Annotated in this window: 12 protein-coding genes; 11 read left to right on the forward strand and 1 reads right to left on the reverse strand. The window is 45.8% G+C overall.

The window, feature by feature from the left end; all coding sequences use genetic code 11:
- Window positions 1–12 precede the first annotated feature (12 nt).
- The 10 genes from GO493_RS29990 to GO493_RS30035 all read left to right on the forward strand — a co-directional run bounded on the left by GO493_RS29990 (window position 13) and on the right by GO493_RS30035 (window position 10,870).
- Entirely contained in the window at window positions 13–3,846 is a 3,834-nt protein-coding gene (locus tag GO493_RS29990) for a PKD domain-containing protein (RefSeq protein WP_157309934.1), read from the forward strand.
- Window positions 3,843–4,556 carry a hypothetical protein gene (locus GO493_RS29995; protein WP_157309935.1) on the forward strand — a complete coding sequence of 238 codons (714 nt, stop codon included), beginning with the start codon at window positions 3,843–3,845 and terminating at the stop codon, window positions 4,554–4,556. Before GO493_RS29990 ends, GO493_RS29995 begins: the two co-directional genes overlap by 4 nt.
- A 10-nt stretch (window positions 4,557–4,566) precedes the next feature.
- The gene (porV, locus tag GO493_RS30000; RefSeq protein WP_157309936.1) at window positions 4,567–5,685 is read left to right on the forward strand and encodes a type IX secretion system outer membrane channel protein PorV; all 1,119 of its coding nucleotides are present in this window, start codon (window positions 4,567–4,569) and stop codon (window positions 5,683–5,685) included.
- Window positions 5,686–5,895: 210 nt separating this feature from the next.
- Entirely contained in the window at window positions 5,896–6,513 is a 618-nt protein-coding gene (locus tag GO493_RS30005) for a ParA family protein (protein WP_157309937.1), read from the forward strand.
- A gap of 10 nt (window positions 6,514–6,523) precedes the next feature.
- Window positions 6,524–6,787, forward strand: a complete 264-nt coding sequence (locus GO493_RS30010; protein ID WP_157309938.1) for a hypothetical protein — start codon at window positions 6,524–6,526, stop codon at window positions 6,785–6,787.
- Complete coding sequence (locus GO493_RS30015) at window positions 6,787–7,959, forward strand: replication initiation protein (RefSeq protein ID WP_157309939.1); 1,173 nt, start codon at window positions 6,787–6,789, stop codon at window positions 7,957–7,959. Before GO493_RS30010 ends, GO493_RS30015 begins: the two co-directional genes overlap by 1 nt.
- A gap of 972 nt (window positions 7,960–8,931) precedes the next feature.
- Complete coding sequence (locus tag GO493_RS30020) at window positions 8,932–9,624, forward strand: SprT-like domain-containing protein (protein ID WP_157309940.1); 693 nt, start codon at window positions 8,932–8,934, stop codon at window positions 9,622–9,624.
- Between the two features lie 91 nt (window positions 9,625–9,715).
- Window positions 9,716–9,991: a hypothetical protein gene (locus tag GO493_RS30025; protein ID WP_157309941.1), complete on the forward strand. Its 276-nt coding sequence runs from the start codon at window positions 9,716–9,718 to the stop codon at window positions 9,989–9,991.
- Between the two features lie 17 nt (window positions 9,992–10,008).
- Window positions 10,009–10,287 (forward strand): hypothetical protein, encoded by a 279-nt coding sequence (locus GO493_RS30030; protein WP_157309942.1) that lies wholly within the window; start codon window positions 10,009–10,011, stop codon window positions 10,285–10,287.
- A 379-nt stretch (window positions 10,288–10,666) separates the two neighbouring features.
- Window positions 10,667–10,870 (forward strand): hypothetical protein, encoded by a 204-nt coding sequence (locus GO493_RS30035; RefSeq protein ID WP_157309943.1) that lies wholly within the window; start codon window positions 10,667–10,669, stop codon window positions 10,868–10,870.
- A 173-nt stretch (window positions 10,871–11,043) separates the two neighbouring features.
- On the opposite strand, the gene GO493_RS30040 is transcribed toward GO493_RS30035, so the two are convergent.
- Entirely contained in the window at window positions 11,044–11,439 is a 396-nt protein-coding gene (locus tag GO493_RS30040; protein ID WP_157309944.1) for a hypothetical protein, read from the reverse strand.
- Window positions 11,440–12,291: 852 nt separating this feature from the next.
- On the opposite strand from GO493_RS30040, the gene GO493_RS30045 reads away from it, so the two are divergent.
- On the forward strand, window positions 12,292–12,751 hold a 460-nt coding region (locus GO493_RS30045), incomplete at its 3' end, for a recombinase family protein (protein ID WP_157309945.1).

A 12,751-nucleotide genomic window follows, 5' to 3' on the forward strand; every position in this document is an offset into this window, starting at 1 on the left:
AATCCATGCGATATGTTTCGTCGTTTGCTTTTGACCCTGCTACTGGCACCAGGTGGCCTTTTTGCGCAGCAAAGTGATTTCCCTTTAGGATGGGGTAACAGGGACTATACCACAGTTATCAGCGTAATAGGCAGGAATATGAATTATCCTGCCTACAATGATAAAGTATTCTATCAATCTTCGGCAGCGAACAGCCCTAGCTTTACTTTTCCCGATTATGGCACCGTTCAATATGGCCTGGGTAGTTGTGTAGTTGGAAACAAAAGAATGCAATGGTGGTGTGAATATGAAGTAGACGGAGGAACCCCCCGTAGTAACTATACAATAAACCCGGAGATAGAAACAGGGACAAAAACAGTAGTAGTACGTGCAAAGAACTACAGGAAAACCAGTTGTACGGGAGGGGGAGAAACGACCGTGCAAACGGTCTGCATTCTTACGGTGAAGTTTGAACGGCCAGAATGGGAAGGGCTGGACGAGATAAAGACAGTCTGCAATTCAGTGGATAAGGATTATAACCTCACAGACTTTTTTACTGTAAAAGACGGCGTTACTTTCTACCTGGACGGTACGCCTATTACAGTACTGAACCCTAAAGGAATGCTGCCGGGCTTTCATAAGCTCACCGCGCAGAAAATGTATGATAACGGCACCCCGGACGGTCTATATGGAAGCAAGGCTGGCGTAGTGTCTTTTGATTTTGAATTTCAGGTATTGCAGGGAACAGAAATTACTATAGATCCTTATCCTGCCACTATTTGCCAGGACGCCCCATCTATCAACATAAAGGCAAGTCCGGACGGTGGAGCCTGGGAAGGAAGGGGGATTGATGCCGCTGGTAATCTTACACCGGCTTCCGCAACTGTAGGCCGCAATATTTTTACATATAAAATCACGAACGCCGCCGGTTGTACTTCCAGCAAGACGGCAGAGATCACCATAAACGAACCGCCTGTAGTGACAGTAGAGGATATGGATGTTTGCCGTGGTGCAGATCCTTTCCCGCTCACGGTCGGCCAGCCGGCAGGGGGAACCTACACAGGGCGCGGGATAGTCACTGTAATGAACGTTACAAACTTTGACCCTGCCCAGGCTTTGGTAGGTGAAAACTTGATCCGATATAAATACACAGATCCAGTTACCGGCTGTAGCACTACGGAAGAATTTACAATTAATGTTCTGGATGAATCCCGTTTTAGTGTGGGCGACGATATGACCACATGCAATAACAGCGCAGAAATAAACCTCAACCAGCGGCAAGGGGTGGAACCTTCGGACGGATCTATAACATGGAGCGGGACAGGAATTGTAAATAGCAAGTATTTCAGCCCGTCAGATGCCGGTAACGGCCTGCATACGATCACCGGCACTTTATTCATTCCTTCCACCGGATGCACCTACAAGAAATCTTTTGTCATAAAAGTTATAGACGGCCCTGTAGTTAAAGTAGCAGGCCCTATAACTGTTTGCCAAAACCGGCCAGCGTTCCAGATACCCGGCGGCAGTCCGGTAGGCGGCGTATGGAGCGGCAGCAACATTTCAGGGAACACATTTGACCCGTCCACCGCACTACCAGGCGATTACGTAGCAACATACACGTATTCTAACAATGTATGCGAAGTGTCAGCGTCTACCATGATCACCGTGCAGGCCCCGCCGGCGCTGGATTTAGGCCCCAATTTCAGTGTTTGCCGAAATGCCGGGCCTGTGCAGCTCCCAGCGGCCTCCCCAGCCGGCGGGAAGTGGTCAGCTGATGGGAATTACCTGGATCCGGCCACCGGCCAGGTAGATCCTCTTAAAATGGCTTTGGGAGATAACACGCTCACTTATACATATACCGTAGACGCTTGTACGGCTACTAAAAATCTCATTATTACGGTGGTTATGCCACCGGTTGCAGACGGTGGGCCAGATCTGCGCAGCTGTACAAATGGTGAGCCGGTTACCTTACCAGGTGATGCCGCCGGGTGGAGCGGCCCAGGGGTAGAAAATGGCCGTTTCCTGCCGGCCAGAGCTGGCGCAGGGGAACACCAGCTTACTTTTACGGTGGTAGATCCTGCTACTCGATGTTCAAACACCGATTATGTTTATATGACCGTGGCCGCCCCGCCGGCAGTAGACGCCGGCCCGGACGTGGTGATCTGTAAAAGTGGTGGTGATTACTATATCCCCGCCGGTAGCCCGGTAGGGGGAGTATGGAGCGGCGCTTTTGTCCAAAATGGCTATTTCCAGGTAACCAGCGCCCCATTAGGCAGTTATACAATAACGCTTACTTATACTGATCCGGCCACAGGTTGCACCGGCGTAGATACTAAAGTTATTCAGCTGGTGGCCGCGCCGGTATTGGAGGTAGGAGCTGATATAACAACCTGCCAGGGGGCCGCGCCATTTGCACCGCCGTTGCCTTCCGTATCTGGTGGCAGCTGGGCCGCTTTTGCCGGTGATTTTTACGATGTAAGCAATAATGTAATAGTACCGGCTAAAATGCAGCTGGGTAAAAACTATCTCATTTACACCATCATTACCGATGCCGGTTGCAGTATCAGTGACACCCTGGGCATCACGAAGCACCCGCAGCCTGTGGTAACGGGAATGCGGGACTTTACCAGCTGCCTAAATGGTACAGCTGTACCATTGGTAGCTACGCCACAGCCTGGGCTTTGGGAAGGTACGGGCATAGACAACAATGCAGGGAGCTTTTTTGTACCGCTGGACGCAGGAGCCGGGGAACATAAACTAACCTATACCTACACAGATCCGGCCACCGGTTGTACCACTACAGATACCACTATTGCAAAGGTCAATACACCGCCGGTTATCAGTATGCCGGCAGATAGTGCTATTTGTATCAGCTCCGGGGCTATTGTCTTAAAGGCGCTGCCGGCAGGCGGTACATGGGCAGGATCCCCCGGCCTTAACGGCGCCACTTTTACCCCCTCTATTGCCGGCGTCGGCACACATTCCATGTCATACACCGTAACGGATCCCGTGACCAGGTGCAGTAATACGGGCACAGTACAATATCAGATAAAGGGACTACCTGGTAGCATCCAGATTACCGGTGATACTTCAGCTTGTGAGGGTACTACCGTTACACTCACTGCCAGCGCAGATAATGTAACTTCTTTCAGCTGGTTCAAAGAGGGCGAAACAACGGCATTTGCCACCGGTACAACAATCCGTTATGAGATCCAAAAGGATGAAAAGATTACGGTACAGCCGTTGCCTGTCAATACCGGAGACTGTGAAGGCCCCCCCAGGATCTTTACAGTTCTGAATTACACCCCACGCGGCACGGTGCAGCCGGAGAATGCCAGCGATACGCTACCCTTCGGTAGTCTGTACAGGGCCACCAGCAACCTTTCCAATGCCCTTACTTATCGGTGGAGCTTTGGGGACGGTGGCACATCCAACCAGGTAGCCGGCAATCACTATTTCTATTCTGCGGGCCTGCATACCCCTGTATTGCAGGTAACCGGCTCTGAAGGCTGTACAGCTACTTTCACGTTGCCGCCTGTGTATGTATTACCGGAATCCGGCAACCCGCCGCCGCCGGATTTTGACCGGGGGGATGGGCAAGATCCTGGCGGTGATGGGCTGCTAGTGTACCCTACTACCTTCCGGGATCGGCTAACTCTGGAATTTTTGACAAAGGACGCCCAGGATGTAACTATAACCTTTGTGGATTTTGGCGGCAATACGGTCAACGAGGTAAAGCAATCAGCTGCGAAAGGTAGTAACAGGATCCGGCTGGATACTGGAAAGCTGCAAGGGTCAGGCGTTTGGTACTTTATCCGTGTGCGCTGCCGCGATTTTGATAAGACACTCAAAGTATTTAAGCTATGACAGCCAGGTTATTACTGTTATGCTGCATCGCGGCCATGTTCGCCGTTTCCTGTGATGATCGGGCCGACGGATTGAAAGGGTTTAACGATCCCCCCAGCATTGTTTTACAGGCCCAACGAGGCGGCGCGGAAACGGATTTGCTGATAGACAGCGTAAAACTATCAAATCCGGCCTTTTCCTACATGCCTTTCATTATTCGGGTGGAAGATCTCAACAAGAATATAAAGCACGTCCTTATGGATGTGGTGGCCGGCAGCGGGTACTTACAATACCGGGAGGATAGCACAAGGGATACCGTGCGGATCATTGATGATAAAGGGATCTACCGGTTTGTACCCGAACACACGGGCAATATGACTGTTAGGTTTGTGGTCACGGATTATTTTGGGGAGGCCGACAGTGCGGAACTACGCCTCTATGTTTTTAACAATCTCCCACCGGTAGCAGCTTTGGCGGTTACATACCTGGGAACTGCTGATCAGTATGAGTATTTATTCGATGCTTCAGGATCATTTGACAATGATAGGAGCTTTGGCGGGGTGGTGAGTAAGTACGTCTTTACTGTAAATAACGTGCGGATTGCGGAAACGGTTACCCCTGCCATCCCTTACATATTTCCCGGCCCTGGTTCTTACACCTGCAAAGTACAGGTAACAGACAGCGACGGGGCCGTTTCAAAGGAGGTTACCCAACAGATACAAGTACCCTAAATATTACTTTATGCGGACTGTAGTATTGATCATTTTAGTGTTTGCATGCCCGCAGCTGGTGCGGGGGCAAAACCCTGCGCCGGCGTTAGGTTTTTTACAGATCGAGCCGGACGCACGGGGTAGCGCGTTGGGCCTCACAGGGGTAGCCACAAGCGCGGATAATTTCGTTTTTTACAATCCCGCGAAGCTATCCATGCAGCCCGGCCAGGAATACGGCATAAGTGCCGGATACGTCCCGTATTTGTCCAAATTAGCGCGAGGCATGGGGATGGCTGCTTTACAGGGATTTCGCAGGATGGACGAACAAACGAGTATCGGCCTGGATCTGCGGTTCTTTTCGCTGGGAGAGGTGCAATTCAAGGACGAAACGGGCTACGACATATACGCCTATAATCCTTCAGAATGGGCCATCGGCCTTACTTATTCCCGGCAGCTGTCAGAATATAGCGCTATTGGGATTACAGGCAGATACATAAACAGCCGCCCAGCTGCCGGCATTGAGTACCAGGGGCAGCAGATCCGCACAGCCAACGCGATAGCGGCGGATATTGGTTTTTTCTACAGCAGTGTAGGCGTCTCCGAGCTGGCCGGCTATACCGGTGGCATATTCAGGAGCGGCCTTTCCCTTTCTAACCTGGGCACCAAGATAAAATACCATGAGCACGGCGGCAGCGCCTACCAGCCCATGACATTCCGGGGCGGGGTCTCCTACACATTCGCCAGCGAGGCCGGGGAACATCAAATTACTATAACAGGAGAGCTTACCAAGCTGCTGTTACCGCCCCCAGCTGTCCGTGATGAAAGTGGTAATGTTATTTCCGGGACGGATCCAGAAAGTACAAATGTCCCCGCCGCCTTTTTTGCTGGATGGAGCAATACAAAAAGCTGGGGGGCTGGGGCGGGCCTGGAATATCTGTACCGGCAACAATTTTATATCCGTGCCGGCGTGCATTATGAAAGCCCCGACTTTTCCAGCAAACAGCTGGGCACAGCAGGGATAGGGTGTCAGCTGGGCGCCTTCCAATGCGATCTAAGCTATTTTACCAGTATCGCCCAAAAAGCGAATACACAGAACTACCAGGCCCAAACCTTTAAAATTACTGTAGGCTTGTCCTTTATGTCCGAATAACCTAAATCAATTAACGATGAGAAAGAAGTTCATTTATTTGGTTCTATTGTCGCTTGTTTATGGGCTGGTGGCTTGCTCCACTACATCCCGCCTACAGCGGTATCATAATGCAAAGCGGCAGGTATCTTGCTCTAAATTTTGATAGAAAGATAAAAAGATAGCTTTATAGTTTTATATCAAATTCGTATATTGCAGGCAAATCCTTATTTCATGCCGAACATAATTACTATAGCTAACCCTAAAGGCGGGGTAGGCAAATCCACCACGGCGATTAACCTGGCTAATGCTATCAAAAACAAAGTAAAGACCGGTTTGATCGATGCAGACCCGCAAGGAACCAGTATAAAGCTGGGAAAAGTCTATAGCAACCTGGATGTTTTCGTATTGGACGCAACACCTTTCCAGGAGCTGCCATACGATTACCTGTTTGTAGACACTCCACCTTATAAATCGGAACATCTGCTCAATATTTTTATTCAGTCAGATTTGATTATCATTCCGACCAAGGCGGGCATTGCTGAACTGATGGAAATACAGCCCATGCTACAAATGTTAAAGGAGGCCAGGAAATCAAACAGTAAGCTACAGGCCAGGATACTCTTTAACATGATCGTGGCCGGCAGTGCGCTTACTGGTGAGATACAAAACCAAATCACCAACCAGATAGCAGAGTATAATATCCAGTGTTTCAATACCATGTTGATCAACCGCCAGAATTATACGCGCTCTATCGCTAACCCTAATGGGATCTATGATATAGCGGATGCAAAGGCAGAAAAGGAAATGATGAATCTTTTAAATGAAATGCTCTTATTGTTAAAAAAATAAATGTAGTACTATGGCACAGCCCAAAAAAGCCCAGCAAGACAAAGCAATGTTAGACAGTCTGTTACAGACTACCTTAACGACAGCCAAAGAAGTAGAAGCCCCGGTTCAAATGGTTGTACCGGTAAAAACACAGCCGCCAGCTGAAAAGCTAAAACAGATAATTATACGCATTCCTGCGAATCAAAAAAAGACGTGGGAACGCTACTGCCTTGATAAAGATGTTTTTATGCAGGAAATGATCATAGACGCAGTGGAAGCTAAAATGAAACAATAATGAAGAAAACCCCCTCAACCAACGCAAAGCCTGTGGAAGATTTGGAGGCCCCGGAGGGGATGGAGGTTGTGCAGTCGAAAAAGGCCAAGGTAAAGCAACTAATACCGGTAGATACTACCTATGTTTATCAATCGAATAAAGTTACTTTATCGAAATATAACTCTACGCTCCTACTGGAAAGGCTTTTAACGCTTATCCAGTATCATTTACAGGATGCGGTAAAGTTATCCATGAAAGGGGATCCCAACTACTCCCAGCTGGCTTTATTCGATCCCCAGGAGGATCTTATAAAGATCCATATCCCGCTACGAAGCATCACAAAAGCTAATAGCCTCGATGATGTAATAGCGACCTGTAAAGGGCTGATGGATCTAAAGATCCTTTTCCCCAGCTATAGCGGCGGGAAAGGCAGCAAAATGGAATATATGTCCATCCGGCAAGCTGTGCATGGGGTTGACATTCCGATGAAAGAGGGCGTGATCAGCAAGGGAAAGAATGCAGGCTCCAAACGGCGGCAGATGGAAACGGTTATAATCTCAATGACAAAAGACCAGGCAGACAGGTTTGTTCTGGTAGATTATGACCAGGATTTGCGTAGGCCAGTAAGGTTTACAAAGTTTCTTCTACACGTTGCCATTAATGCCAAAACGAAATATACCTCCAAGCTGTATAAGCTCATTTCATCCTGGCAGGCAAAGGGGAAGTTTACAGTAAAAACCGACTGGCTACGGGAGTATCTCGACATAAAAGGAGTAGATGAAAGCGGCAAGGCTTACGACCTGTACCCCTACTATTCCGACCTGGTAAAGCGTGTGTTAAAGCCTGTGCGTGACGAGTTATTTAGGAAAGCGGATTGCTGGTTTGAATTTGCACCGGAAAAGATGGAGGGTAAAAAAGTAGTGACGATTAATTTTACCGTCATTACCCCGGATCTGGAAAAGGTAATCCAATCCAAACATGATCACATCCGATACCTGCTAAAAGCGCATTTCAACTTTACGGACGTGGATATGAAGGCCATTAAAGGGGCTTTTCTGCCTGATGTTGACCCCGATACCATTGTAGAGAAGATTCTTACCCTACATCAGCTCTTAGCTCAGGATCGCAGCGCTATTACCAATGTAAAAGGATGGATTGTAACCAGCCTCAAAAACTTTCTGGCAGGGAAATAGCCGTTTAAGTTTCCTTTTTTGTCGAAGCTCCTTTCCTATTTCCTTTTTTGCCGGGGAAAACATTCCTTTTTTGTATAGTTGCTTTCCTTTTTTGCCGAGCTGCTTTCCTTTTTTGTCCGAGCAAAACCGCTGAAATATGCTACAGACATAGCTTTGCGCGGAGTAACAATCTACAACCATTTAAAAAATAATCGACTAAAAGCAAAAAAAAAGGTCAGTTAATCTAATAAATTTGGGCTACAGGGGTGCCAATATGGCAGTTTTTACGCGAAAATACGCGAAAGAAAATCGAAAAAGCGGTCGATACAATTAAAAAACACCCCGCGCCGCCGCGAAATCTCCTTTTTTGTCGAGATCCTGGGTTACATGCTTACATTGAATCTCCTTTTTTGCCGAGAAAAAGGCCAAAAACTGATATAAATGTTTAATAAACAATTAGTTAATGTGTTTGTGATCGTTTTCACATAGATTAAGCATCCGTTGCGACGCTCCGTTCATCTTTTATTATTCTACTCGACAGAAAAGGAAAAACAGATAGTACCCCCACCAGCAAACTGATCCAAGTTTCTACAGTATAAATAAATTGCTCATATTAAAGTTGATTGTTTTTTGATGGGCATACGCCCGCTAATTTTGGGGGACAAGGCGCTGCCGCCGCGCCATTTTCCCCCTACATCCCCTTTTTCCCGGCGGGGGTTTCAAACAATGGATAACAAAAAAAATTAATATGTAATAACCTTTTTAACCCCCCTATTTACTATCCAGCACCGCCCAAAACTATGAAATGATAGCAAGATAGAAAGATAGCTTTTTACATTTCTATGACAAAAAACTTACCCTAAAAATGATAGCTTTCTATCTTTTTCCGTATCTTAGTAGTAGAAAATCAAACAGTTATAAAAAATGCAGATTTTCAAATGATAGCTTTCTATCAAGATATAAAGATAGCAATAACAATAAAAAACTTGTATCATGGCAATTACGAAGTACCAATTTAACACGCTTGAAAATCTGTTTTTCTATTACAACGTTGAGCTTTTTGATGCAGAGTTACCGGATTGTCTTATTAACCTATCCCGAAAGAACAATTCCGCCGGCTTCTTTGCGCCTGAACGCTGGAAAGATGCCAAAACAGAAAAGGCGGTACATGAAATCTCCCTGAACCCCGACACATTTTTTATTTCTGATATATATTGGCATCAAACTTTAGTGCATGAAATGTGCCACCTGTGGCAGCAAACATTAGGCGAACCCCCGCGCCGTGGTTACCACGATAAGGAATGGGCGCAAAAAATGATAGCTGTGGGCCTTATGCCATCCACGACCGGCCAGCCTGGTGGCAAGATCACCGGCCAGAACATGAGCGATTATGTAATAGACGGCGGGCCTTTCCAAACAGTTTTTAATAAGATCAGCGTGGAAGAGCTGGCAAGCCTACGCCTCCCCTATGCCCCTAATTTACCGATGATGATTGTAGTACCTGGTGCACCAGCGACAGAGGGAGCCGCGCCTACAGCTGTGGCACCTGCTGGGCCTAAAGGCACGAGAGGGAGCCGCAGCGGCGTAAAGGCTGTATATACTTGTACCTGCGGCACTAAAGTATGGGGTAAACCCGCGCTCCGTATCAAATGCGGGGAATGTGACGCGCTATTGATTGAACACTAATTTTTTTCTCTATAAAGCTATCTTTTTATCAAGATAGCTTTATAGAATGATATAAAAATATCTTTTGTAGTGAACCTTACAATTTTATAGTATGCCCAAAATCAATGTTTTAAGAAGCCTTACACTTTTAGAAGTAGATGAAAAAGGCATTACCCAGGAGGCCAAAGAACTATTAATGTCTTACCTACTGTTTTACGTTGATACAGATACCGAATTACAGGAGGATCTTTTCAACGTCGAAGAATGGGAGGTAGTCTTAAAGGCGTCAAATGTGCCGTTAAATGCGCCCGGAACAGAGGTTCTAACGGCTTTACAAAAGGTCTGTAAAGAGCATAGCGCAACCTATATACGCCTTGTAATCATGTAATTAAATAAATTTGCAATATGAATCAGATGAACCCGCCCCAGGATCCCCATTACTCCGCTGCCGATTGCCAATATATAGGTTATATCGGGATCATATTAGCGGATCATTATTGCCTTGCTCTATCTATTGCGGCACGTAAAGGCTACCAGTTTACTATAGAAACATTGTACAGCTGGGCGCTTGAATTTTGCGCCGAATATGGCTTTTCCTTTCAAGGCAAAGTAGATGAACTGCAAATAGCTGTAACCATATGGGGAGATACCAGGTTAAAACGCTTTCAAACGGAAAGAAAGTGAAGCAAACACAGATCATTCCCGCCAGATCTGCGGCGGCACCACCTATGCCGCCGCTCCCTTAAAATTGAAAATTTTGCTTTGCCCAGCTTCGGCGCCGTGATCAGCTACACGGCGGGGCCTTCCCTGCTTAATCTTATTTCTCACCTGTAATGTACATTACAAATGATAGTAAGATAGCAAGATAGCAAGATATATAATACTAATTAATCAATCTACTTTTATGGATTTAGCCAAAGTGAGAATACATCTACATAAACCAACGGAAAGAAACCCCTATATCCTGGTAGTTGCAATGCACTGTAATGTAGGGGATCATGGGTCATTTAAGCGGACATTCCGTAGTAAGGGCATAGATCCACATTGGATATTAGAGCGAGATATGGACGCACAGGAACGGGAGGAAGAAGCTGGCCGCTGGCGCTTACACTGGTATCATTATTTGAGCTGGGAAGTCTTATTAAAAGATGAATGGAAAATTACCCAAGATCCTACCTGGTGCAGTTCCATTTTTACAGTATCCAGGATGCGGGGGGCTTTAGTTGATATATTACCGGTATTATCTTCCCTGGGATCTACTACGTGAACTTTACCACTACCCATAGAATGGAAAAAATCGTTTTGCCCAGCTTCAGAACTCCGAGCAGCCACAACGCGGGGCCTTCCATACTTCATTTCAAATTCAACATACAATTGTAATGTACATCACAAAAGATATAAAGCTATCAAAATATCTTACTATCATTAAGGTAGGGCAAACTAAGGTTTAACGGGAGATATTACATATTTCTGATACCAATAATCCCGTTTGTAATAAATATTTATGATTAGAGTATCATAACCCTTATTTATAGCTTCCTGCCTTAGTTGATTAGATTTTGCATTGAAAATACTATCTGTGTATGGCCGTGACCAGTATTTTTTTTTATCCTTCAGTACTATTGAATAAGTTAAAGTATTTGTAGGGCTGTTATTAGAATACTCAAACCTACCTTTACTCTTCTCAAACTCTACATCCCTAGAAAGCTGTTGCAGCGCCCGCCTATTAAATTCTTCGCTGTCATGGTTTATAATGAATTGTGCAGATAAGTCTTTTGGGGTAAAGGATAATATTATGATTACTATTCTTATTACGGTCTTTATTCTAATACTCATAAGGATAAATGTGGTTTAATTGCAAATAAACGTGTCGCTATTTATTATGTCATGGTTTTTAATGGTGCAATTAACTGGGCATTTTTGTAGTCGTCAAACCTGAAAAAAAGTACTCAATCTAAACTGATCATTATGCGTAAATATTCTGATGAAACATTATACCGCATCCGGCGGCTGCGCCAGGCAAGGAGGTTATTTAGATCTGTACCGTTATTCGCGTATGAACTTATGAGGCAGGAGCATCCTGGTTATAGCTATGGGTTATTCATCCAGGATATTACACCTAAGAAAAGCAAGCAGAGGTATAGGCATGTAAAAAATCATTTGTCCCGATATGGGCGCTATTTTGAAATGCGCAGGATGGCCGCACTATATGAGCAAACAGGAAACCCGTTGCATGGTTTAAAAGCGGATCAGCTACGCAAGTACCTAACCCAACCTTACCGGGTAAGGTTGAAGATTGACAGCGAAATCCGAGAATTGTATTATCCGCCGACTTACAGCCTCCTGTTTATACAAAATTTAATAGAGAAAGCCAGGGGCTGCAATTCCTGGGTACAGTTTGAAGAAATGGAAAAGGAACTGCGGCGGTATGGAGCACGTTAAAAAAGTATTAGGATAGATCGAGTTACCCAGATTACACAAAACTGATCAGTTTTGTGTAATTATGGCACAAGGAGCACTTTACGCCTGGATCCCTGAAAAATGTATTACACAAAATCGTTACACTATTTCAAATTACATTATATTAGATGGTAAATGATTAAAGTGTAATAGTAATGCGCTCTATACTATAGTTGCCGCAAACATGAAAAGGTGACAAAGATTTCAAAATTTAATATTCTGTAATTTATGCTATACGGATACGCAAGGCAGAGCCGCAAGCGGCGAGGTGGTGTAAGTTCTTCCATCGAGGAACAGACGGAAATACTACAGCGGGCAGGCTGTGAACGGATTTTTGCAGAACGGAGATCCGGGAGGAAAGAAAGAGCTGAATTTAATAGAATGATGGCAGAGGTGCGGCCTGGTGATGTTATTATAGTAAAAGAGCTTTCCCGGCTAGGCCGGACCGCGCTACAGCTTATTAAACTATTCCACGACTTTACGCAAAAGAACATTCATTTTGTAGCGATTAAGCAGGGTATTGATACCAGGACACAAACCGGAAAGTTAATGTTTCAGCTTTTTTCCGTTTTAGCTGAAAATGAGATCGACCAGGTAGGGGAAAGAACGGACGATCTTATAGAATACGCAAGAGAGCGGGGGAGGAAAGGGGGCCGGCCTGGGGGCCTTTCAGCAGCAGCCCAAAAAA

Origin of the sequence: Chitinophaga tropicalis (assembly GCF_009758205.1) — a bacterium.
In the GTDB taxonomy this organism is placed as follows: Bacteria; Bacteroidota; Bacteroidia; order Chitinophagales; family Chitinophagaceae; genus Chitinophaga; species Chitinophaga tropicalis.